Genomic DNA, 21106 nt, shown 5'->3' on the forward strand with positions numbered 1-21106 from the left:
GGAGGGGGTTTCAGGGACGGATCAGGGAGGTCCCTCATGGCCGCGGCGCGATCCCCGGCCCAAGATCGAAGAGTGACCGATCAGACGATGCCGCTCCCCTCCGACGCCGCGGCGGCGGACGCCCGCCCGGGCGAGACCCCGCCCCGCGCCGAGGACGGCGCGCCCGCCGGTCCGGCCGCCGGCGCGCCCGCCGGCCCCGGCGCGTCCGCCCGCCGCGAGGGATCCTTCTTCCTGTGGGTGCGCTCGCTCGGAGTCGTGCGACATCACGGCTGGCTGGGCGGGGTGTGCGCCGGGATCGCCGACCGCGCGGGCGTGGACCCGCTGATCATCCGCGGCGTGTTCGTCGTCGCGGCGGTGCTCGGCTTTCCGGCGCTGTGGCTCTACGCGCTGGGCTGGGCGCTTCTGCCCGACGAGCGCGGCCGGATCCCCGTGCGCCTGCGCTCGGGCGCGGACCCGGCGTGGGTGGGCATCCTCGCGACCCTGGCGGTCGCGCTGCTCGTCACCGTCGCGGGACACTCCGTCCTCGGGACGTTCGCGTGGGCCGCGGCGCCCGGCAGGTTCCTGTCGAACCTGTTCGAGGCGCTGTTCTGGCTCGCCGTGGTGGGCGGGATCGCCACGGTCGTCATCTGGCTCGTGCGGGAGCGCCGCGCGGGCATCCAGCTCCCCCCTCGGGGGGATGACGGCGGGGTGTCGGGCACCGCCGTCGTCGGCGGGGCGGCGCTCGCCGTCGGGGCACAGAGCGCCTCCCCGCCCCCTTCCTCCGCGCCGGCTGGCCCCCTCGACGCCACGACGCCGCACGCCACGACGCCGCTGGCCCCGCCGCCGGGCGCGTTCGGCGAGCCGCCGCCGCAGCCGCCCGCGCCGCTCACGGAGACGGGCGACCTCGCCGCGTGGAAGGAGCAGCACGCCGCCTGGCGCGCGCAGCACGACGAGTGGCGGCGCCGCCAGGCCGACGCCGAGCGGCTCGCGCGCGAGGAGGAACGCGCCCGCCGCCACGCCGAGCGGGCCGCGTTCGCCCAGGAGGCCGCGCGCGTGCGGGCCGAGCGACGCGCCGAGCGCCCGCGGATCTCGGTCGCGTACGGCGCCATGGCGGTCGGCGCCGCGCTGATCGCGGCGGGCGCCACGGTCGCCGTGGGATGGCAGGCCGGGGGCCGCGGCGAGATCGTGATCGCCGCCCTGTGCGCCGCCGCCGCCGTGCTGTCGCTGGCGATGGTCGGCGCCGGCCTCGCGCGGCGGCGCAGCGGATTCCTCGCCGCGCTGATCGGCGTTCTGCTGATCGCGGCGGTGTCCGTGACGGGCGCGGCGGTCAGATCCGACGTGAGCTGGGGGTCGTACGGCACGGTGCCGGGCCCCGGCAGTCAGCGCCTGACGCACATCGCCGGCGACCTCGAGGTGGCGCTCTTCGCCGACGGCGGCGGCCGGGGCATTCTCCACCTCCGCAAGGGCGGAGGGACCACGTACATCACGGTCGGCGAGGACGTCGCCGCCGACGTGCGCGTCGAGACCACCGACGCGGACGTGAGCGTCGTCCGATACGACGCCTTCGGCAACGAGACGTGGGAGGGCGTCCGTCGTGGGGCCGACGGCGCGTACCACTGGCGGCAGAGCGGCGGCGCCGAGCCCGCCGCTGAGCGGACGGTGCGGCTCGAGCAGCGCGCGGGCGCCGTGGTGATCCAGAGGATCGAGGGGATGCGATGAACGACGCGACGCGCGAGGCCGGCCGGGATCCGCAGACGGAGGACGGCGGCGCGGCGCCGCCCCTGGAACCGACCGCCGCGCCCACGGAGACGCCGCGGGGCGGAGCATCCGACGGCCCGCGCGTCCGGTGGGGAGCCGTGGCCGGGGGCGCCGCGGTGCTCGTCCTCTCGCTGGCCGGATGGTGGTGGACGATCGATCCGGACCGGTTTGCGGCCGGGATCGCGGCGATCACGGAGGCACTGCTCGCCGCCGACGAGGTCACCGTGGGCGTGGGCGCGCTCGTCCTGCTCGGGGCGGTCCTCGTCGTCGTCGGACTCGTCGGGCTCACGGGCCGCGCCCGGCCGAGATCATACGATGTCGGGGGTCGCGGCTAGCCTCAAGGCGTGCGATACATCGAGTCCGAGCAGCGCGTCGTCTGGAGCGCGAGCGACCTCAAGGTTGCCGCCGAGTGCGAGTTCGCGTGGCTGCGGGCGCTCGACGCCAAGCTCGGGCGGATCGCGGCGGTGGAGGAGCCCGAGGACGAGATGCTCGAGCGCGCCGCGCGGCTGGGCGACGCACACGAGCTGCGCGTGCTCGCCGCGTACCGCGCCGAGTTCGGCCCCGGTCTCGTGGAGATCGCCGCGACGCGCTCGGGCGACGCGGCCGGGATGACCGCGGCGGTGGACGCGACGCTCGCCGCGCTGACGGATCCGGGGGCGCGCGCGGTGTTCCAGGCGGCGTTCGCGACGGACGAGTTCGTGGGCTTCGCGGACTTCCTGGTGCGCGATCCCGACGGGCGCTGGCGCGTGCAGGACTCCAAGCTCGCGCGCCGGGCCAAGGTGACCGCGCTCATGCAGCTCGCCGCCTACGCCGATCAGCTCGACCGGTTGGGCGTGCCGCGGTCGGACGAGGTGGACCTGCTGCTGGGCGACGGCACGACGAGCACCCACGCCGTGTCCGACCTGCTGCCGCTGTTCCGGGTGCGACGGGCGCGCCTGCGGGCGCTCGTCGCGGACCGCCGTCTCGAGCTGGGCGCGGCGGGCGAGCCGATCGCATGGAGCGATCCGCGCGGCGAGCTCGGCGTCGTGGCGTGCGGCCGGTGCGCGACGTGCGAGCAGGAGGCGGTCGCCGCGCGCGACGTGCTGCTCGTGGCCGGCATCCGGCCCGTGCAGCGCGAGCGGCTGCGCGCGGCCGGCATCCGCACGATCGACGAGCTCGCCGCCGCCGCGGCGCCGCCGCCCGCGATGAACCCCGACACGTTCGAGGGGCTGCGCACGCAGGCGCGGCTGCAGGTCGCCAGTCCGGCGGGCGTGCCCGACCCCGCGCGCGAGCCCGACCCGCGCGACGCCCCGCTGTACGAGGTCGTGCAGCCGGAGGCGCTCGCCACCCTGCCGCGCCCCGACCTCGGCGACATCTTCTTCGACTTCGAGGGCGACCCGCTCTACAGCGAGCCCGGCGCGACCGGCGCGCGGGACCGCTGGGGCATCGACTACCTGTTCGGCTGGGTGGACCTGAAGGAGCAGTACACCGCGCTGTGGGCGCACACGTTCGCCGAGGAGCGCGCGGCGCTGGAGCGCTTCTGCGACTTCGTCGCCGCGCGCCGCGCCGCGCACCCCGGCATGCACATCTACCACTACGCGCCGTACGAGCCCACGCACCTGGCGGCGATGGCCGCGCGCCACGGGGTGCGCGAGGCCGACGTCGACCGCATGCTGCGCGACGAGCTGTTCGTCGACCTGTACCCGGTCGTGCGCCGTGCCCTGCGCGTGGGCTCGCGCTCCTACTCGATCAAGAAGCTCGAGCCGCTCTACATGGGGGAGGAGGTGCGCACGCAGGACGTGCAGCAGGGCGGCGACTCGATCCTGCGCTACGTCGAGGCGCGTGAGCTGCTCGATGCCGGGGACGAGGCCGCCGCGCGCCTCATCCTCGACGACCTCGCCGACTACAACCGGTACGACTGCGTCTCCACCCGGCGCCTGCGGGACTGGCTCGTCGACCGCGCGCGCGAGGCCCGCGTGCTGCCCGCACCGCCCGACGACCAGGAGGGCCTGGCGTACGAGCCGTCCCCGCTCGCGGTCGCGCTGTCGGCGCGCGCGTCCGCGGCGGGTCCCGCCGATGCCGAGACACTCGATCCGGCCGATCCCGACCGGGCCGCGCTGCGCCTCGCCGCCGCCGCGATCGACTACTACCCCCGCGAGGCAAAGAGCTTCTGGCACGCGCACTTCCAGCGGCTGCGCGAACCACTGTCCCTGTGGAGCGACACGCGCGACGTGATCGCGGTGGACGCCTCGCGCAGCCGGGTGCTGAGCGGATGGCACGTGCCCGAGGGCAGCCGGGCCGTCCGGCGCATCGTCGAGCTGCGCGGCGACCTCGCGCCCGGTACCCGGCTCAAGGAGGGCGCGGACCCCTTCGTGCTGTACGCCCGCCCCGCCCCGTTCGACAGCGAGACGTCGTCGCGGTGGATCCACGTGCCCCGCAGCGTGCGGGTCGTCGCCGAGCTCGAGGACGGGGTCGTCGTCGAGGAGACCTCCGTCGGCGGGCAGGAGTGGGACGCGCTGCCCCTCGCCGTCACGCCCTCCGCGCCGCCGCGCGCGGGCAACCAGCAGCGCGCCATCGACGCGTGGGCCGAGGCGGTGCTGGACGCCGCACCGGGCTTCCCGCTCGACCCCGCCAGCGACATCCTGCGCCGCCGCGCGCCCCGCACGCTCTCGGGAGCGCTGCCCCCGTCCGTCGGCGACGACGTCGGCGCGATCGTCGCCGCCGTGCGCGACCTCGACCGCAGCTACCTGGCCGTGCAGGGGCCGCCCGGCACCGGCAAGACGTACGTCGGGTCGCACGTCGTCGCACGGCTGGTGCGCGAGCACGGCTTCACGATCGGCGTGGTCGCCCAGTCCCACGCCGTGGTCGAGCACATGCTCGAGCGGATCGTCGCGGCCGGCGTCGAGCCGCGCCGCGTCGGCAAGGCGCTCAAGTCGGGCGCGAGCGGTGCCGAGCCGGCCTTCACGGTCATCCCCAAGAACGGCGTCGCCGCCTTCCGGGCGGAGCACCCCGACGGGCACGTCATCGGGGGCACCGCGTGGGACTTCTCACACGAGGCGCGCGTGCCCCGCGGTAGCCTCGACCTGCTCGTCATCGACGAGGCCGGCCAGTTCTCGCTCGCCTCGACCATCGCCGTCTCGCTCGCGGCGCCGCGCCTGCTCCTGCTCGGCGACCCGCAGCAGCTGCCGCAGGTCAGCCAGGGCACGCACCCCGAGCCGGTCGACACGTCGGCCCTCGGGTGGGTCATGGACGGCGAGCAGGTCATCCCCGCCACGCACGGCTACTTCCTCGCCCGCTCGCGCCGCATGCACCCGCGCGTCGCCCGCGCCGTGTCCGACCTGTCGTACGCGGGGCGGCTCGCCGCGTACGAGCCCGCCGGCCACCGCGCCATCGCGGGGATCGATCCGGGCGTCCACGTCGTGCCGGTGCGCCACCACGGCAACGCGACCGACTCGCCCGAGGAGGCCGCCGAGGTCGTGCGGATCGTGCGGGACGTCCTCGGGCGCGCCTTCACCGACATCGTGATGCACGAGGACGGCACGGCGACGCGCTGCCCGGACCGCCCGCTCACGCAGGCCGACGTGATCGTCGTGACGCCGTACAACGCCCAGCAGCAGCGCGTCGAGCAGGCGCTCGGCGCGGCCGGCTGCCCCGACGTGCGCGTCGGCACGGTCGACCGGTTCCAGGGCCAGGAGGCCGCCGTGTCGATCGTGACGCTCGCCGCCTCCAGCGGAAGGGACGCCCCGCGCGGCAGCGACTTCCTGCTGCTGGAGAACCGCCTCAACGTCGCGGTCTCCCGCGCGATGGTCGCCGCCTACCTCGTCCACTCCCCGGCGCTGCTCGACGACCTGCCGCGCACGCCCGAGGGCGTGGCGCGCATGAGCGCGTTCGCGCGGCTCGTGGGGGCGGGGGAGGCCGTGCTTCAGACGGTGCCGTAGAGGCGGTCGCCGGCGTCGCCCAGGCCGGGCACGATGTAGCCCTTCTCGTTCAGGCGCTCGTCCAGGGCGCCGAGCACGAGCGTGACATCCCGGCCGTCGACCTGCCGCTCGATGGCCGCGACGCCCTCCGGCGCCCCGAGCAGGCACACCGCCGTGACGTCCTGCGCCCCGCGCGAGAACAGGAAGTCGATCGCCGCGCCGAGCGAACCGCCCGTGGCGAGCATCGGATCCAGCACGAAGCACTGCCGGTCGCTCAGGTCGTCCGGGAGACGCTCGGCGTAGGTGGCCGGCTCGAGCGTCTCCTCGTTGCGGACCATGCCGAGAAACCCGACCTCCGCGGTCGGCACCAGCTTCACCATGCCCTCGAGCATGCCCAGGCCCGCGCGCAGGATGGGCACGACGAGCGGGCGCGGGTCGCTGATCTTCACGCCCGTCGTGCGGGTCACGGGCGTGTCGATCTCGCACGGCGCCACCCGCACGTTGCGCGTGGCCTCGTAGGCCAGCAGCGTCACGAGCTCCTCCGTCAGCTGCCGGAACACGGGCGAGGAGGTGCGCTTGTCGCGGAGCACCGTGAGCTTGTGGGTGATGAGCGGGTGGTCGGCGACGTGCAAGCGCATGACGACAGGGTAGCCGCTGGCGCCCGCAGGGCCGCTGAGCGCGGCGCGGCCCCGCGTGCGCGGACGCGTCGGGCGCGGCCCGTAGGCTCGGAGCCGTGACCCCGGATCAGCGCGACGTCGACGCCATGCGGCGCGCGCTCGCGCTCGCGGCGGAGGCGGCGCGCGCGGGCGAGGTGCCGGTCGGCGCCGTCGTGCTCGACGGCGCGGGCGCCGCCGTGGGGGAGGGCCGCAACCGTCGCGAGACCGACGCGGACCCGTCCGCGCACGCGGAGATCGTCGCGATGCGCGCCGCTGCGCGGGCGCGCGGGCGCTGGAACCTCGAGGACTGCACGCTCGTCGTCACGCTCGAGCCGTGCCTGATGTGCGCCGGCGCGCTCCTGCAGGCGCGCATCGGGCGGCTCGTCTTCGGAGCGTGGGACGACAAGGCGGGCGCCGCCGGATCGCTGTACGACGTCGTGCGCGACCGTCGGCTGCCGTACCGCGCCGAGGTCGTCGGCGGCGTCGCGGAGGACGAGTCGCGGGCGCTGCTGCGCTCCTTCTTCGAGGAGCGCCGATGACCCGCGGCGCGCCGATCGCGGTGGTCGCGGGCGCCAGCGGGTTCGTGGGCACCGCGGTGCGGGCCGAGCTCGCGGCGGACGGATACCGGATCCGCACGATCGGGCGCGCCGCCGAGAACGACGCCACGTGGGGCGACGCCGCCGCGATCGCCTCGGCGGTCGACGGCGCCGAAGTGCTGATCAACCTGGCCGGCAAGTCCGTCGACTGCCGCTACACCGACGCCAACCGGAACGAGATCCTGCGCTCGCGCGTCGAGACCACCCGGGCGCTGCGCGAGGCCATCGCGGCCGCCGCCGCGCCGCCGCGCGTGTGGCTCAACGCCAGCACCGCGACGATCTACCGGCACGCCATGGACCGCCCCCAGACCGAGAGCGCGGGCGAGCTCGGCACGGGCTTCTCGGTCGACGTCGCGCGCACCTGGGAGCGCGAGCTGTTCGCCGGCGACCTGCCGGGCACGCGGCGCGTGGCGCTGCGGATGGCGATCGTGCTGGGCGACGGCCCGGCGACGAGCATGCTGTTCCGGCTCGCGCGTCTCGGGCTCGGCGGGCCGCACATCGACGGCCCCTGGTTCCCGCACCGCCGCCACCGCGGCATCGGCCCCGATCCCTCGGGTGACGGCCGCGCGCCCCGCCACAGGACGCGCGGCAGGCAACGGTTCAGCTGGATCCACCTCGACGACGCGCTCGGGGCGATCCGCTTCCTCATCGACCGCGACGACATCGCCGGGCCGGTCAACCTCGCCGCTCCCCACCCGGAGGACAACCGGCGGCTGATGGCGGCGCTGCGCAGGACGGTCGGCATGCCCTTCGGGCTTCCCGCGTGGCGCTTCATGCTGGAGCCGGCGATGTGGGTGCTGCGCACGGAGCCGGAGCTCGTGCTCAAGAGCCGCTGGGTGGTGCCCGAGCGCCTCACGGCAGCCGGCTACCGCTTCCGCTGGCCCGACCTGGCTCCCGCCCTCCGCGACGTCGCCCGCCGCTCCCGCTGAGACGCCGCGCCGGCGCGGTCAGTCGTCGCTCGCGGCGAGGCCGCGGCGGGTTGACAGCAGCGTGATCTCGGGGCGCTCGGCGACGAGGCGCTCGGCGCGGTCGAGCACGTCGCGCACGTGCGCCGCGTCGGCGCCCACGGTCGAGACGCCCAGCGACGCGCGGCGGTGCAGATCGTGCGCGCCGACCTCCGCGGCGGCGGCCTCGGTCCGGCGGCTCAGGTCCGCGAGGATCGGGCGGATCACCGAGCGCTTCTCCTTGAGGGAGTGCACGTCGCCCAGCAGCAGGTCGAACTCGATCCAGCCGATCCACATGGCATCGTTCCGCCCGGCCGTCACCGCAGCTGCGGGAGGACCTCCTCGCCGAGGTAGGCGAGCTGATCCAGGTCCGTCATGTCCATGAGCTGGAAGTACACCCGCTCGGCACCCAGCTCGGCCAGGCGTCCGACCTTGTCGACGATCTCCGTGGCCGAGCCGCAGATGTTGGTGTCGCCCCGGAAGGTCGCCAGGTCCTGGCCGATCGCGGCCGCGCGACGCGCGAGCTCGGCGTCCGTCGGGCCGGCGAGCGTCGGCAGCGCCACCGAGAGCTTGAGCGTGGCGGGGTCGCGCTCGATGCGCTCCGCCGCCGCGAGCACGCCCGCGAACCGGTCGGCGATCACCTCTTCGGGCTGGAAGCCGATGTTGAACTCGGTCGCGTACTGCGCCGCCAGCGCGGGGGTGCGGCGCGGGCCGCGACCGCCGACGATCAGCGGGATGCGCTCCTGCGTCGGCTTGGGCAGGGCGGGCGAGTCGGTCAGGTCGTAGTGCCGGCCGTGGAAGGAGAACGTCTGCCCGAGCGGCGTCGACCACAGGCCGGTCACGATCGCGAGCTGCTCCTCCAGCAGGTCGAAGCGGCGCTCGGGGAACGGGATCCCGTACGCACGGTGCTCGGCCTCGTACCAGCCCGTGCCGAGGCCGAGCTCGATGCGTCCGCCCGACATCTCGTCCACCTGGGCGACCTGGATCGCGAGCAGCCCGGGCAGCCGGTACGTGGCGGAGGAGACGAGCGTGCCGAGCCGCAGCCGCTCGGTCTCGCGGGCCAGACCCGCGAGGGTCGTCCACGCGTCGGTCGGCCCGGGCAGGCCGTCGCGCCCGCCCATGACGAGGTAGTGGTCCGAGCGGAAGAACCCGTCGAATCCGAGGCGCTCGGCGCTCTGCGCGAACACCCGCTGAGTGTCGTAGGTGGCTCCCTGCTGGGGCTCGGTGAAGACGCAGTACTCCATGCGCCCAGTCTGTCAGCCGGAGGCGCCGTTCAGTCGGCCGATTTCAGGATGATCGCATCCGTCTCCGGCTGCGCGCGATGCGCGGGGCGGTAGACATCCGGTTCCAGGTAGATGATCCGCGCGGCGGGCACGGCCGCCCGGATGCGCGCCTCGACGCTGTTGATGTCGGAGGAGGCGTCCGCGACGAGCTTGTCCTGGGGAAGTCCGATCTTCGCGGCCACGAGCAGCTCCTCCGGGCCGACGTAGAGGGTCTTGATGTGGATGAGCTTCTCGACCTCCGGGCCCTTCTCGATCGCCGCGACGATCTTGTCGAAGTCGCTCTCGGACGCGCCCTCGCCCACGAGCAGGCTCTTCGTCTCGATGCCCAGTACGATCGCGACGAGGATCAGCAGCGTGCCGATCATGAGGGTGCCGAGCGCGTCGAAGAACGAGTTGCCCGTGATGGCGGTGAGCGAGACGCCGAACAGCGCGAACACGAGGCCTGTGAGGGCGGCGATGTCCTCGAGCAGCACGACCGGCAGCTCGGGTGCCTTCGCGTGCCGCACGAACGACGTCCACGACTGGCCCTTCGTCCGCACGAGGTTGCTCTCGCGCACGGCGGTGCGCAGCGAGAACAGCTCCAGCACGATCGCGACCACCAGGATCACGATCGGCAGCCAGACGTTCTCGAGCTCGTGCGGATGGCGGATCTTGTCGACGCCCTCGTAGATCGAGAACACGCCGCCGACCGAGAACAGGATGATCGCCACGACGAACGCGTACACGTAGCGCTCGCGCCCGTGCCCGAACGGGTGCTCGCGGTCCGCGGCGCGACGGGCCTTGCGGCCGCCCAGCATCAGGAGCACCTGGTTGCCGGCGTCCGCGACCGAGTGGACCGCCTCGGCGAGCATCGATGCCGAGCCCGAGATGAGCCAGCCGATGAACTTCGCGATCGCGATGCCGAGGTTGGCGAGGAATGCCGCCAGGATCGCCTTGCCGCCGCCGTGTGCGCTCATGGCACGAGTTTAGGCCCAGCCTCCGACGCGTCGAAGGCAGGTGCGGGACGGTGCCGGGGACCCGGATCCTAGGATGGGCGTATGCCTGAATCCCTTCCCTCGCTCGCGTTCCTGGGTGCCGGTTCGATGGGCGGCGCCATCCTGCGCGGCGTGGTCGCGGCCGGGATCCCCGTCGACGGCGGCATCGTCGCGACGAACCGCACGGCCGCCCGCGCGGCCGAGCTCGACGGGCTGGACGGCGTGCGTAGCGTGGCGCTCGAGCGCGAGCCGGACGGCAACGCGCGCGCGGCTGCCGAGGCGCGCGTGCTGCTCGTGGGCGTCAAGCCCGGCATGGTGCCCGCGCTGCTGCGCGAGATCGCGCCGCACGTGCGCGAGGACGCGATCGTGATCAGCCTCGCCGCGGGTGTGACGATCGACACGTTCTCGTCGATCCTGGGCGACCGCGTCGCGGTGCTGCGCTCGATGCCCAACACGCCCTCGCACGTGGGCAAGGGCGTCACGGGGCTCGCGGCGGGCCCCGCCGCCGGACCGGAGGAGCTCGGCATCGCGCGCCGCCTGTTCGAGACGGTCGGCACCGTGATCGAGGTGCCGGAGGAGAGGATCGACGCCCTCTCGACGATCTCCGGATCGGGCCCGGCGTATGTCTACCTGCTGATCGAGGAGCTCACCCGGGCCGCCATGGACCAGGGCTTCGACGAGGCCGACGCGCGCCGGATGACCGAGGGCACGTTCATCGGCGCCGCCGCCCTGCTGGAGGCCATGGGGGAAGACCCGGCGGAGCTGCGCCGCCGCGTCACCAGCCCCAAGGGCACGACCGAGCGCGCCATCGCGGTGCTGCAGGCGGCCGGCCTCCAGGGGATCTTCCGCGACGCGACCTCCGCGGCCCTCGCCCGCGCGCGCGAGCTCGCCGCCGAGAGCGCAGCCTCCCCCGACCCCGCCTGACCCGCACGTCCGCCCGGGGGCGTCCGCCCGGGCAACCGCCGGATGTCCCACTTCCCGCCGCTTTGGTGCTCCGCATGTCCCACTTCCTGCCGCAATAGGAGGCGGATTCCGGCATCAAGTGGGACATCAAACCGGGGACCGGGTGCCGGGCCCGGTTTGGCTCCGGCGTCGCTTGCTGCCCCGATGTCCCACTTCCCGCCGCTTTGGTGCTCCGGATGTCCCACTTCCTGCCGCAATAGGAGGCGGATTCCGGCGTCAAGTGGGACATCCAACCGGGCGGGCGGGGTGCGTGGCTGCGGGCGGCGTGCGTCCGGACGGGGTCAGGCTGCGGTGGGGCCAGCTGCCCCGATGTCCCACTTCCTGTCGCTCTGCTGCTCCGCATGTCCCACTTCCTGCCGCAATAGGGGTCGGATTCCGGCGCCAAGTGGGACATCCCAACTCGGTGGTGGCTCGCCGGGGTCGGCTCCGGCGTCGCTCTGCTGCTCCGGATGTCCCACTTCCTGTCGCTTTGGTGCTCCGCATGTCCCACTTCCCGCCGCTTTGCTGCTCCGCATGTCCCACTTCTCGCCGGAATAGGGGTCGGATTCCGGCACGAAGTGGGACATCCGAACCTGGGTCGGAGGTCAGGCTGCGGACGGTCCGGACGGCGCGGGAGCGGCGTCGCTCTGTTGCTCCGGGTGTCCCACTTCCCGCCGCTTTGCTGCTCCGGATGTCCCAGTTCGTGCCGCAATAGGGGTCGCTTTCCGGCAGGAAGTGGGACATCCCGCCCCGGGGGACGTCCAACCCGGAGGGGACGTCGGACCCGGGGCCGCGCGCGGGGTCAGCGGTCGAGGGCGGCGAAGCGCTCGACGTCCTGGTTGGAGCCCGAGACGATGATGAGGTCGTGGTTGGTGACGACCGTGTTGGCCTCCGCGTAACGGAACGGCTTGCCGGGGCTTTTCACGCCCACCACGGTGACGTTGTACTTGGTGCGCACGCCCGACTCGTTCAGGCCCACGCCGCGCACGAAGCGCGGCGGGTACATCTTCGCGAGCACGAAGTCGTCGTCGAAGCGGATGAAGTCGAGCATGCGTCCGCTCACCAGATGCGCGACGCGCTCGCCGGCCTCGCGCTCCGGGTAGATCACGTGGTTGGCGCCCACGCGGGCGAGGATCTTGCCGTGCGACTGCGAGACGGCCTTCGCCCAGATCTGCGGCACCTTGAGATCCACGAGGTTCGCGGTGATGAGCACGGACGCCTCGATGCTGGAGCCCACGGCGACGACCGCGACCTGGAAGTCCTGCGCGCCGATCTGCTTGAGCGCCTCCATGTTGCGCGCGTCGGCCTGCACCGTGTGGGTGACGCGCTCGGACCACTTCTGCACGAGCCCGAGGTCCTCGTCGATCGCGAGCACGTCCCGGTCGAGGCGGTCGAGCTCGCCGGCACAGGCGGCTCCGAAGCGTCCCAGCCCGATGACGAGCACCGGTGCGTCGCTGCGGATCTGCTCAACCAACGATCGGCCTTTCGACGGGCAGCGAGTAGTGCTGCGAGCGGGACGTCGCCGCGACCGCGGCGGCGAGTGTCACTGTACCAACCCGGCCCATGACGATCGTGACCGCGAGCACGTACACGGCCGGGTCGGGCAGCCGCTCCGTGAGCCCCGTCGACAGGCCCACGGTGCCGAAGCCCGAGATCACGTCGAACAGCACCTCGGCGATCGGCGCCTTCGTGATCTGCGCGATCGTGATGGTCGCCAGCGCGCAGATCGTCGCGCCCCAGGCGAGAACCGCGACCGCGACGCGCTGGACGTCGCTCGGGATGCGGCGGCCGAACGCCTCCACGCTCGTGCGGCCCTTCGCCTCCGACCAGACGGCGAGGGCGAGCACCGCGAGCGTCGTGACCTTGATCCCGCCCGCTGTGGACGCCGATCCGCCGCCCACGAACATCAGCATCGAGCCGACGACCATGGACGATCCGTTCAGCTCGCCGATGTCGATCACCGAGAAGCCGCCCGAGCGGGTCATGGCCGACAGGAAGAAGGCCTGGAACGTCGTGTCCCACGCGTCGCGGGTGCCGAACGTGCCGGGGTTCTCGTACTCGAGCGCCAGGAACGCGCCGGCGCCGACCACGAACAGGATCACCGTGGTGACGAGCGTGAGCTTGACGTGCAGCGCCCAGCGGCGGGGTACGAGCAGCTGCTTCGAGAGCGCGTAGATGACGGGGAAGCCGATGCTGCCGAGGAAGACGCTCGCCATGATGACCGTCATGAAGAAGTAGTCGTACTGGAACGGCTCGAGCCCGCCCTCGTTGAGCGTGAAGCCCGTGTTCGTGAACGACATGGCGGCGTACTCGGGCGCGATCCACAGCGCGTCCAGCCAGCTGTACCCGGCGCGCATGATGGGCACGTACAGCAGCACCGCGACCGCGGCCTCGATGATGATCGTGGACAGCGCGACGGTGCGCAGCAGCTGGCCGACCTCGCCCAGCCGCACGGTCTGGCTCTCGCTCACGGGGCCGCCGTGCGAGCGCAGGGGGTTGGTGTCGCCGGCCGCGAGGAGCTTGGCGCGCAGCCCCAGCCGCTTCGAGACGATCAGGCCCAGCATGGACGCGAGCGTCAGCGCCCCCATCCCGCCGATGTTGACGCCGACGAAGATGACGGCCTTGCCGAACGCCGACCAGTGCGTCGCCATGTCGACCGTGACGAGCCCCGTCACGCACACGGTCGAGACCGCCGTGAACAGCGCGTCGGCGAGGCGCGTGCCGCGCCCGTCCGCCGACGCGATCGGCAGCGACAGCAGCGCCGTGAAGATCAGGATGAGGCTGACGAACACCAGGATCGCGAAGCGCGCCGGCGACGAGATGGCGAAGTCGCGGAAGAATCCGCCGATCGCCCGCCACGTGCGATTCCATGCCGCGCGCGGCACGGAGCCTGCGGACGGCGCCATCGATTCCCCTTTCGTGCTCGGCAGCGTACCGCCGAGGTCATGCGACGCGCCCGCCGAGGATGGATCCGCGCCCGCCCGGTCAGAGACCCGGGCCGGTGACATGGTACTCCGGCGGGGTCGCGGCTAGCCTATGCACCATGGCGGACATCTTCGACGTGATCGCGGACGGCACGAGGCGCGAGATCCTGCAGCTGCTGCTGAGGCGTTCGTCGGAGACCGACACCGGCACGAGTGTCTCGCAGATCGTCGCCGCGCTCGGAGTGAGCCAGCCGACGGTCTCGAAGCACCTCAAGGTGCTGCGCGAGGCGGAGCTCGTCTCGGTGCGCGAGGAAGGGCAGCACCGGTTCTACAGCCTGTCGCCCGAGCCGCTCGAGCAGGTGGACGACTGGCTCGTGCCCTTCTTCGTGGAGGAGGGCGACTTCGAGGACGTCGCCGCGCAGCTCGAGCCGGTGCAGCTTCCGGAGCCCGCCGCGCGCGCCGCGGAGGCGGTCGGCCGCGCGGCCGCGTCGGCCAAGAACGTCGTGCAGTCGGCGCTCAAGCGGCTCGGCGCCTAGGCCACCTCTCCGCCGCGTTCGCCTCGGCGCCCCGGCTCGCCACCGCCCGGGCGCGATGCGAGGCGTCCCCGCGGCGTCGTCACAGGGGTTGACAAGGGTCACTCAGGTTTACATCGGACCCGGAATGGCCCTAAGGTGAACGACAGTAGAAGAGGGGGAGGCCCGTGGCCGAGATGCCGGATGTGCGGTTTCTGACCGTGGCGGAAGTCGCAGACATCATGCGGGTGTCGAAGATGACCGTGTACCGGCTCGTGCACTCGGGCGACCTCCCTGCCGTGCGGTTCGGGCGCAGCTACCGCGTCCCGGAGTCCGCCGTCACCGCCGTGCTGCAGCGCCCGGTGTCGGAGGAGCCGCCCGTCGCCGACGCCGGCTGACGAACGCCGGAGTCGTCCCGCGCCGGATGCGCCGGGTCGCATACGGTAGAATGTCCCGAAGGCCGGCTTTCCGCTGTGCCCGTTCCCGGATTCCCGTGCCGCGTCGCGCGAGGTCTCCAGCCCCTGACATTGTGAGGTTTCCGTGGGTTCTGTCATCAAGAAGCGCCGCAAGCGCATGGCGAAGAAGAAGCACCGCAAGCTGCTTCGCAAGACTCGCCACCAGCGCCGCAACAAGAAGTAAGCGGCTGCCCCACGAACGCCGGTCCCGCACGGGTCCGGCGTTTCTGGTTCCCGCGCCCGCGCGGGCGCGCGGCCGGGACCCATCCCCGCGGCGCTCCCGGATGCCCGTGGGGGATGCCTCGCGGGGGATACTGAGAGCATGAACGAGATCAGCGTGCAGGAGCTGCGGGCGCGAGACGGCGTGCCCCTCGTCGACGTGCGCGAGCCGCACGAGTTCGAGGCCGGGCACGTGCCGGGCGCGGTCAACATCCCGTTGTCGGAGATCGGCGAGCGGATCGGCGACCTGCCGGACGAGCCGTTCGACGTGATCTGCGAGGTCGGCGGACGATCCGGGCGCGTGGTCGAGGCCCTCAGCCAGCGCGGCTACGAGGTCACGAACGTCGCCGGCGGCACGAGCGCCTGGCGCGAGGCCGGCTACGAGATCGAGCGGTGACCGCTCTCACGCTCATCGGCAAGCCCGACTGCCACCTCTGCGACGTCGCGCGCGAGGTCGTCGACCGGGTCGTCGCCGAGCTGCCGGATGCCGTCGCCGACCGGATCGAGGTGCGCGAGGTCTCCATCCAGGACGATCCCGCCCTGCACGAGCAGTGGTGGGAGAAGATCCCCGTCGTGCTGATCGACGACCGGTTGCACGGCCACTGGCGCGTCTCGCCCGACCGCCTGCGCGCCGCCCTCCTCGACGCCGTCGCCCCCACGGCCTGACCGCCGCCCGCCCGAACGACCGGAGACCCGCATGATCCGCCACATCGTGATGTTCCAGCTCGCCTCGAGCGATCCCGCCGAGAAGGACGCGCAGGTCGCGCGCGCCAAGACCGAGCTCGAGGCCCTCGTCGGGGTCGTGCCGGGCCTGCGGTCGATGGAGGTGACCCGCAACGGCGCCTACGAGGGCGCGAACATGGACTTCATGCTCGTCGCCGACTTCGACGACCTCGCGGCTCTCGAGGCCTATCAGGTGCACCCGGAGCACGAGAAGGTCGCGGCATACATCGGGACGATCCGCAGCGGCCGCGCGGCCATCGACTTCGAGGTCTGACGCCGCTCACCCGCGCCGGGGCGCGTCGTCGCCGCGGTCGACGATCGGCGTCGACTGCGTGAACAGGCTCGCGCGCTCCTCGGCCTCCTCGCTGCCGCTGAACCATCCCGCGCCGGTCGGCGCGACATGCTCGCCCGGCGCGGCGGGAGAGGGCTCGCCCTCGGCGGGCTCCGTCAGCATCACGCGCTGCACGGGCAGCGCCGCCGGGTTCTGCTCCTGCACCCACGCGACCATCGCCTCCCGCACGACGCAGCGCAGGTCGAACAGCGTGGGCGCGTCCCGGGCCGTGACCAGGATCCGCACGCGCACGAGCCCTCCCGTCGCCTCCGTGACCTGCAGCACCGATGCGCGGCCGTCCCACAGCGGCGTGTCGGCCAGGACCGCGTCCAGGTGCTCGCGCATCCGCTGCGTCGAGACCCGCCAGTCGACGTCGAGCTCCACGGATCCCAGCAGCTCGGATCCGCGCCGCGTCCAGTTCTGGAACGGGTTGGTCGTGAAGTACGTGCACGGCAGCACGAGGCGGCGGTCGTCCCACAGGTCCAGCACGACGTAGCTCAGGGTGATCTCGCCCACGCGGCCCCACTCGCCTTCGACCACGATTACGTCGTCGACGCGGAGCGCGTCGCTGAAGACGAGCTGGATCCCGGCGAACATGTTCGCGAGCACCGACTGCGCGGCCAGGCCCGCGATCACCGACAGGATGCCGGCCGAGGCCAGCAGGCTGGTGCCGACCACGCGCACGGCCGGGAACGTCAGCAGCACGGCGCCGATCGCGATGACGACCACGACGGCGATCCCGAGCCGTCTCAGGATGAGGGTCTGGGTGCGGATCCGCCGGGCGATCCGGTTGTCCGGCACATCGATCGGGTAGTACCCGAGCGCGAGATCCGTCGCGAACATCACGAGCGCGGCGAGCAGCCACGCCGACAGGAGGATCACGGCGATCGTCATGATCTGGTTCACGAGCCCCGCCGCCTCCGCCGCGGGGAACTCGAGGACGAACGCGATCCACACCGCGATGAGGATCAGCAGCAGGCGGAAGGGCACGCGCGCCCGGCGCATGAGCAGGTGAGGCCACTCCCTGCGCCGCGCCGCGAGCCGGATCGCCAGGGCGATGAGCGCCGTCACCAGGACGGCGCCGAGGATCCACGCGGCGAAGACGAGCGCGAACTCGAGCCACGGATCGAGCATGGGCCTCCCTCTGCGGTGGGACAGCCACGGTACCGACGCGGCGGGGGTGCGCCGCAAGCACCTTGCGACGCGCCCCCGCGGCGCGGTATCCGGCGCTCGCCGGTGCGGGTCAGCCGCCCTCTGGAAGGGTCACGCCGCGGCGCAGGTCAGGCGCGCTCGGCGTCCTCCGGGACGAAGTCCACGCCGGCCTCAGCGCGCTGCTCGGGCGTGATGGGCGCGGGCGCCGACGTCAGCGGATCGAAGCCGTTGCCGGTCTTCGGGAACGCGATGACCTCGCGGATGGAGGGGGCGCCCGCCAGCAGCGACACCACGCGGTCCCAGCCGAACGCGATGCCGCCGTGCGGCGGGGCGCCGAACGCGAACGCGTCGAGCAGGAAGCCGAACTTCTCCTGCGCCTCCTCCGGTCCGATCCCCATGACGTCGAAGACGCGCTCCTGCACGTCGCGACGGTGGATGCGGATCGAGCCGCCGCCGATCTCGTTGCCGTTGCACACGATGTCGTAGGCGTAGGCGAGGGCGTTGCCGGGGTCTTCCTCGAACCGGTCGACCCACTCGGGCTTGGGCGAGGTGAACGCGTGGTGCACGGCCGTCCAGGCGGAGTTGCCGAGGTCGACGTCGTCGTCCTCGCCCGTGGGCTTGAACAGCGGGGCGTCGACGACCCACACGAACGACCATGCGTTCTCGTCGATCTGGCCCGTGCGCTTGGCGATCTCCACGCGCGCCGCGCCGAGCAGCGCGCGCGCCTCGCTCGTCTTGCCGGCCGCGAAGAACACGGCGTCGCCCGGCTTCGCGCCGGTGACCTCGGCGAGACCGTCGCGCTCCGCGTCGGTGAGGTTCTTGGCGACGGGGCCGCCGAGCGTCCCGTCCTCGCCGAACGTGACGTACGCGAGGCCCTTGGCGCCGCGCGACTTGGCCCAGTCCTGCCACGCGTCGAACTGGCGGCGGGGGAGCGAGGCGCCGCCCGGCATGACGACCGAGCCGACGTACTCCTGCTGGAAGACGCGGAACGTCGTGTTCGCGAAGTACTCGCCCAGCTCGACGATCGCGTTGCCGAAGCGCAGGTCGGGCTTGTCCGACCCGTACAGGCGCATGGCGTCGGCGAACGTGATCCGCTCGATCGGGGTCGGGACCTCGACATCGATGAGGCGCCAGAGGGCCTTGACGATCTCCTCGCCGAGGGCGATGACGTCCTCCTGGTCGACGAAGCTCATCTCGATGTCGAGCTGCGTGAACTCCGGCTGGCGGTCGGCGCGGAAGTCCTCGTCGCGGTAGCTGCGGGCGAGCTGGTAGTAGCGCTCCATGCCCGCGACCATGAGCAGCTGCTTGAACAGCTGCGGCGACTGGGGGAGCGCGTACCAGGTGCCCGGGTTCAGGCGGGCCGGCACGAGGAAGTCGCGCGCGCCCTCGGGCGTCGAGCGCGTGAGCGTCGGGGTCTCGATCTCGACGAAGTCGTGACCGGCGAGGACCTCGCGGGCCGCGGCGTTCGCCTTCGAGCGCAGCCGCAGCGCGGCGGCCGGACCCGGGCGGCGCAGGTCGAGATAGCGGTACGTGAAGCGCACGTCCTCGCCCACCGTCTCCGTGTCGGCGATGGCCGTGGAGACCTGGAACGGCAGCGCGGTGGACTCGTTGAGCACCTCGACCTCGGCGGCGATGACCTCGATCTCGCCCGTGGGGAGGTTCGGGTTCTCGTTGCCGTCGGGGCGGCGCGACACCTCGCCCGTCACCTTCAGCACGAACTCGTTGCGCAGCGGATGCGCGATCTCCTCGTCCCGGATCACGACCTGGGCGATCCCGGAGGCGTCGCGGAGGTCGATGAACGCCACGCCGCCGTGGTCGCGACGGCGGTCGACCCAGCCCGTGAGGGTGACGGTCTGGCCGATGTGCTCGGCGCGCAGCGAGCCGGCGGTGTGGGTGCGAAGCACTTGTGGACCCTCCTGGAGGGGAGACGGGGAGGCCCCGGTCGGGGGCAGGGAACCCGTACAGTCTACGGGCGGCGGATCGTCCGCCACGGGCGTGCTCCCAGGCGCGGGCGGCGGTGCGTGGGTAACGTCTTCTGCATGACGACCGGCCTCGTGGAGTCCCCTCACCGCTTCCGCCCCGTGCGGGTGGCGCTCAACGCCGTCCGCGGCGCGCTCATCGGCCTCGCCGAGCTGATCCCGGGCGTCTCGGGCGGCACGGTCGCGCTCATCACGGGCGTGTACGAGCAGCTCATCGAGGCCGCGTCCCACGTGGTGTCGGCGTTCAAGCGGCTGATCTTCGGCCCCGATCGCATCGCGGGCTTCCGCACGGAGATCCGGCGCACCGACTGGTGGCTCGTCGGTCCCGTCGTGCTCGGCATGGCCGCGGCCGTGCTGACGATCGCGGGGCTGGTCGAGGGCCTCGTCGCGGCGAACCCGGAGAACGCCCGCGGCCTGTTCTTCGGTCTCGTCGCCGTCAGCATCATCGTGCCCCTGCAGCTGCTGCCGCGGCTGTCCTCGCGCGCGCCCGCGCGCGTCGTCGGGGAGGTCGTGCTGTTCCTGGCCGCGGCCGCGGTCGCGTTCCTGCTGATCGGGTTCGCGGACGGCGGCCTGGTCGCCGATCCGCCGCTGTGGGCGGTGTTCCTGGCGGCGATGGTCGCCATCTGCGCGCTGGTCGTGCCCGGCGTCTCCGGTTCCTTCTTCCTCCTGGCGATCGGCCTCTACTCGCCGACGCTGCAGGCAGTCCACGCGCGCGACCTCGGCTACATCGCCGTGTTCGCGCTCGGCGCGGCGGTCGGGCTCGTGTCGATCGTGAAGGTCGTGCGCTGGCTGCTGACCCGCCACCGGCGCATCACACTGATCGCCATGGCCGGGCTCATGCTGGGATCGCTGCGCGCCCTGTGGCCGTGGCAGACGTCGAGCTCGGGCGAGACCGACGGCGTGGGCGTGCTGCTGCCGCCTGGCGACCCGCTCGCGGGCCCGGTCCTGCTCGCGCTCCTGGGCGCCGCGATCGTCGCCGTGCTGCTGGTCGTGGAGTCGCGGCTCCAGCGCTCAACGGCGCGCCCGCCGGTCTCCGCCTCGGCGGAGTCATGAGCACCGCGGCCGCGTCGGGCGGCGGGTGGCTGTCCTCCCTCGTCGACGCGGTCGTCGCGCTCATGGACGTGATCGGCCCCTACGGCGCCGGCATCGCCATCGCCGCGGAGAACGTCTTCCCGCCGCTGCCGAGCGAGGCGATCCTGCCGATGGCCGGCCTGGCGGCCCAGCGCGGCTCGTTCGCGCTGTGGGAGGCGATCCTCTGGACCACCGTGGGGTCGCTGACCGGCGCTCTGCTCCTGTACGGGATCGGCGCGTGGTTCGGGCTCGAGCGGCTGCGTCGCATCGCCGACCGGATGCCGCTGGTGAAGGTGCAGGACGTGGATCGCACGGTCGCGTGGTTCGACCGGCACGGCGGCAAGGCGGTGTTCTTCGGACGCTTCATCCCGATCTTCCGCAGCCTCATCTCGATCCCCGCCGGCGTCGTCCGGATGCCGCTGTGGCGCTTCGCGCTGCTGACGACGCTCGGCAGCCTCATCTGGAACACCGCCTTCGTGCTCGTCGGCTGGTACCTCGGCGAGTCCTGGCACATCGTCGCGCCGTACATGGACACGTTCCAGAACGTCGTCCTCGTGGCGGTCGCGGCCGCCGTCGCGGTGTTCCTCTTCATCCGGATCCGCGCCCACCTCCGCACCCGGCGTAACGGCTCCGTTGACTAGCTGTGATGTCCAGGGACGTTGTTTCCCGACACGGGGCTGAGCTTGTGCTGGGGTGAGGGCCTCCGGTTGTG

General features: G+C 72.9%; 22 protein-coding genes. 14 read left to right on the forward strand and 8 right to left on the reverse strand.

Annotation, left to right across the window (positions count from 1 at the left end):
* Nucleotides 1–72 precede the first annotated feature (72 nt).
* The 3 genes from IEX37_RS14350 to IEX37_RS14360 are packed head-to-tail and all read left to right on the forward strand — an operon-like array spanning nucleotide 73 to nucleotide 5654.
* On the forward strand, nucleotides 73–1698 hold the full coding sequence (locus IEX37_RS14350) for a PspC domain-containing protein (RefSeq protein ID WP_188757022.1): 1626 nt from the start codon (nucleotides 73–75) through the stop codon (nucleotides 1696–1698).
* The gene (locus tag IEX37_RS14355; RefSeq protein WP_188757024.1) at nucleotides 1695–2072 is read left to right on the forward strand and encodes a hypothetical protein; all 378 of its coding nucleotides are present in this window, start codon (nucleotides 1695–1697) and stop codon (nucleotides 2070–2072) included. The genes IEX37_RS14350 and IEX37_RS14355 overlap by 4 nt, the downstream gene beginning before the upstream one ends.
* A 9-nt stretch (nucleotides 2073–2081) precedes the next feature.
* Nucleotides 2082–5654: a TM0106 family RecB-like putative nuclease gene (locus IEX37_RS14360; RefSeq protein WP_188757026.1), complete on the forward strand. Its 3573-nt coding sequence runs from the start codon at nucleotides 2082–2084 to the stop codon at nucleotides 5652–5654.
* Here the strand turns inward: IEX37_RS14360 and upp are convergent.
* A complete protein-coding gene (upp, locus tag IEX37_RS14365; RefSeq protein WP_188757028.1) occupies nucleotides 5639–6271 on the reverse strand; it encodes a uracil phosphoribosyltransferase in 633 nt (210 codons plus the stop codon). The genes IEX37_RS14360 and upp overlap by 16 nt on opposite strands.
* 95 nt (nucleotides 6272–6366) lie before the next feature.
* Between upp and IEX37_RS14370 the strand changes: the two genes are divergently transcribed.
* On the forward strand, nucleotides 6367–6828 hold the full coding sequence (locus tag IEX37_RS14370) for a nucleoside deaminase (protein ID WP_373286270.1): 462 nt from the start codon (nucleotides 6367–6369) through the stop codon (nucleotides 6826–6828).
* Nucleotides 6825–7814 carry an epimerase gene (locus IEX37_RS14375; protein ID WP_188757030.1) on the forward strand — a complete coding sequence of 330 codons (990 nt, stop codon included), beginning with the start codon at nucleotides 6825–6827 and terminating at the stop codon, nucleotides 7812–7814. Before IEX37_RS14370 ends, IEX37_RS14375 begins: the two co-directional genes overlap by 4 nt.
* An 18-nt stretch (nucleotides 7815–7832) precedes the next feature.
* On the opposite strand, the gene IEX37_RS14380 is transcribed toward IEX37_RS14375, so the two are convergent.
* Genes IEX37_RS14380 through IEX37_RS14390 form a run of 3 tightly spaced genes read right to left on the reverse strand, consistent with a single transcriptional unit; the run spans nucleotide 7833 to nucleotide 10068 of the window.
* Entirely contained in the window at nucleotides 7833–8126 is a 294-nt protein-coding gene (locus IEX37_RS14380) for a DUF503 domain-containing protein (protein WP_188757033.1), read from the reverse strand.
* 20 nt (nucleotides 8127–8146) lie between these two features.
* A complete protein-coding gene (locus IEX37_RS14385; protein ID WP_188757035.1) occupies nucleotides 8147–9073 on the reverse strand; it encodes an LLM class F420-dependent oxidoreductase in 927 nt (308 codons plus the stop codon).
* Between the two features lie 29 nt (nucleotides 9074–9102).
* Nucleotides 9103–10068 carry a cation diffusion facilitator family transporter gene (locus IEX37_RS14390; RefSeq protein WP_188757037.1) on the reverse strand — a complete coding sequence of 322 codons (966 nt, stop codon included), beginning with the start codon at nucleotides 10066–10068 and terminating at the stop codon, nucleotides 9103–9105.
* 81 nt (nucleotides 10069–10149) lie between these two features.
* Between IEX37_RS14390 and proC the strand changes: the two genes are divergently transcribed.
* Entirely contained in the window at nucleotides 10150–11010 is an 861-nt protein-coding gene (gene proC, locus IEX37_RS14395; protein WP_188757039.1) for a pyrroline-5-carboxylate reductase, read from the forward strand.
* A gap of 820 nt (nucleotides 11011–11830) precedes the next feature.
* Here the strand turns inward: proC and IEX37_RS14400 are convergent.
* Complete coding sequence (locus IEX37_RS14400; protein WP_188757041.1) at nucleotides 11831–12502, reverse strand: potassium channel family protein; 672 nt, start codon at nucleotides 12500–12502, stop codon at nucleotides 11831–11833.
* Nucleotides 12495–13934 carry a TrkH family potassium uptake protein gene (locus tag IEX37_RS14405; RefSeq protein WP_188757042.1) on the reverse strand — a complete coding sequence of 480 codons (1440 nt, stop codon included), beginning with the start codon at nucleotides 13932–13934 and terminating at the stop codon, nucleotides 12495–12497. Before IEX37_RS14405 ends, IEX37_RS14400 begins: the two co-directional genes overlap by 8 nt.
* A gap of 137 nt (nucleotides 13935–14071) precedes the next feature.
* Between IEX37_RS14405 and IEX37_RS14410 the strand changes: the two genes are divergently transcribed.
* The 6 genes from IEX37_RS14410 to IEX37_RS14435 all read left to right on the forward strand — a co-directional run bounded on the left by IEX37_RS14410 (nucleotide 14072) and on the right by IEX37_RS14435 (nucleotide 16135).
* Nucleotides 14072–14488 carry an ArsR/SmtB family transcription factor gene (locus IEX37_RS14410; protein ID WP_188757044.1) on the forward strand — a complete coding sequence of 139 codons (417 nt, stop codon included), beginning with the start codon at nucleotides 14072–14074 and terminating at the stop codon, nucleotides 14486–14488.
* A gap of 173 nt (nucleotides 14489–14661) precedes the next feature.
* Complete coding sequence (locus tag IEX37_RS14415; protein WP_268236546.1) at nucleotides 14662–14862, forward strand: helix-turn-helix domain-containing protein; 201 nt, start codon at nucleotides 14662–14664, stop codon at nucleotides 14860–14862.
* A 142-nt stretch (nucleotides 14863–15004) separates the two neighbouring features.
* Nucleotides 15005–15103 carry a 30S ribosomal protein bS22 gene (locus tag IEX37_RS14420; RefSeq protein WP_003792170.1) on the forward strand — a complete coding sequence of 33 codons (99 nt, stop codon included), beginning with the start codon at nucleotides 15005–15007 and terminating at the stop codon, nucleotides 15101–15103.
* Nucleotides 15104–15241: 138 nt separating this feature from the next.
* The gene (locus IEX37_RS14425; RefSeq protein WP_188757048.1) at nucleotides 15242–15535 is read left to right on the forward strand and encodes a rhodanese-like domain-containing protein; all 294 of its coding nucleotides are present in this window, start codon (nucleotides 15242–15244) and stop codon (nucleotides 15533–15535) included.
* Nucleotides 15532–15804 carry a glutaredoxin family protein gene (locus tag IEX37_RS14430; RefSeq protein ID WP_188757049.1) on the forward strand — a complete coding sequence of 91 codons (273 nt, stop codon included), beginning with the start codon at nucleotides 15532–15534 and terminating at the stop codon, nucleotides 15802–15804. The genes IEX37_RS14425 and IEX37_RS14430 overlap by 4 nt, the downstream gene beginning before the upstream one ends.
* A gap of 31 nt (nucleotides 15805–15835) precedes the next feature.
* On the forward strand, nucleotides 15836–16135 hold the full coding sequence (locus tag IEX37_RS14435) for a Dabb family protein (RefSeq protein WP_188757051.1): 300 nt from the start codon (nucleotides 15836–15838) through the stop codon (nucleotides 16133–16135).
* Between the two features lie 6 nt (nucleotides 16136–16141).
* Here IEX37_RS14435 and IEX37_RS14440 read toward each other — a convergent pair whose 3' ends face one another.
* On the reverse strand, nucleotides 16142–17326 hold the full coding sequence (locus IEX37_RS14440; protein WP_188757053.1) for a mechanosensitive ion channel family protein: 1185 nt from the start codon (nucleotides 17324–17326) through the stop codon (nucleotides 16142–16144).
* Nucleotides 17327–17472: 146 nt separating this feature from the next.
* Complete coding sequence (gene aspS, locus IEX37_RS14445; protein WP_188757055.1) at nucleotides 17473–19248, reverse strand: aspartate--tRNA ligase; 1776 nt, start codon at nucleotides 19246–19248, stop codon at nucleotides 17473–17475.
* A gap of 135 nt (nucleotides 19249–19383) precedes the next feature.
* On the opposite strand from aspS, the gene IEX37_RS14450 reads away from it, so the two are divergent.
* Both IEX37_RS14450 and IEX37_RS14455 read left to right on the forward strand, forming a co-directional pair.
* The gene (locus tag IEX37_RS14450; protein ID WP_188757057.1) at nucleotides 19384–20376 is read left to right on the forward strand and encodes a DUF368 domain-containing protein; all 993 of its coding nucleotides are present in this window, start codon (nucleotides 19384–19386) and stop codon (nucleotides 20374–20376) included.
* On the forward strand, nucleotides 20373–21035 hold the full coding sequence (locus tag IEX37_RS14455) for a DedA family protein (RefSeq protein ID WP_188757059.1): 663 nt from the start codon (nucleotides 20373–20375) through the stop codon (nucleotides 21033–21035). Before IEX37_RS14450 ends, IEX37_RS14455 begins: the two co-directional genes overlap by 4 nt.
* Nucleotides 21036–21106: the final 71 nt, after the last annotated feature.

It is taken from the genome of Microbacterium album (assembly GCF_014643695.1).
Classification (GTDB): Bacteria; Actinomycetota; Actinomycetes; order Actinomycetales; family Microbacteriaceae; genus Microbacterium; species Microbacterium album.

Excerpts from the sequence above, each read along its gene's own strand:
- IEX37_RS14355 (WP_188757024.1), top strand. The coding sequence starts at position 1,695 with ATGAACGACGCGACGCGCGAGGCCGGCCGGGATCCGCAGACGGAGGAC.
- upp (WP_188757028.1), bottom strand. The coding sequence starts at position 6,271 with ATGCGCTTGCACGTCGCCGACCACCCGCTCATCACCCACAAGCTCACG.
- IEX37_RS14375 (WP_188757030.1), top strand. The coding sequence starts at position 6,825 with ATGACCCGCGGCGCGCCGATCGCGGTGGTCGCGGGCGCCAGCGGGTTC.
- IEX37_RS14380 (WP_188757033.1), bottom strand. The coding sequence starts at position 8,126 with ATGTGGATCGGCTGGATCGAGTTCGACCTGCTGCTGGGCGACGTGCAC.
- IEX37_RS14385 (WP_188757035.1), bottom strand. The coding sequence starts at position 9,073 with ATGGAGTACTGCGTCTTCACCGAGCCCCAGCAGGGAGCCACCTACGAC.
- IEX37_RS14390 (WP_188757037.1), bottom strand. The coding sequence starts at position 10,068 with ATGAGCGCACACGGCGGCGGCAAGGCGATCCTGGCGGCATTCCTCGCC.
- proC (WP_188757039.1), top strand. The coding sequence starts at position 10,150 with ATGCCTGAATCCCTTCCCTCGCTCGCGTTCCTGGGTGCCGGTTCGATG.
- IEX37_RS14405 (WP_188757042.1), bottom strand. The coding sequence starts at position 13,934 with ATGGCGCCGTCCGCAGGCTCCGTGCCGCGCGCGGCATGGAATCGCACG.
- IEX37_RS14410 (WP_188757044.1), top strand. The coding sequence starts at position 14,072 with ATGGCGGACATCTTCGACGTGATCGCGGACGGCACGAGGCGCGAGATC.
- IEX37_RS14415 (WP_268236546.1), top strand. The coding sequence starts at position 14,662 with ATGCCGGATGTGCGGTTTCTGACCGTGGCGGAAGTCGCAGACATCATG.
- IEX37_RS14425 (WP_188757048.1), top strand. The coding sequence starts at position 15,242 with ATGAACGAGATCAGCGTGCAGGAGCTGCGGGCGCGAGACGGCGTGCCC.
- IEX37_RS14435 (WP_188757051.1), top strand. The coding sequence starts at position 15,836 with ATGATCCGCCACATCGTGATGTTCCAGCTCGCCTCGAGCGATCCCGCC.
- IEX37_RS14440 (WP_188757053.1), bottom strand. The coding sequence starts at position 17,326 with ATGCTCGATCCGTGGCTCGAGTTCGCGCTCGTCTTCGCCGCGTGGATC.
- IEX37_RS14450 (WP_188757057.1), top strand. The coding sequence starts at position 19,384 with ATGACGACCGGCCTCGTGGAGTCCCCTCACCGCTTCCGCCCCGTGCGG.
- IEX37_RS14455 (WP_188757059.1), top strand. The coding sequence starts at position 20,373 with ATGAGCACCGCGGCCGCGTCGGGCGGCGGGTGGCTGTCCTCCCTCGTC.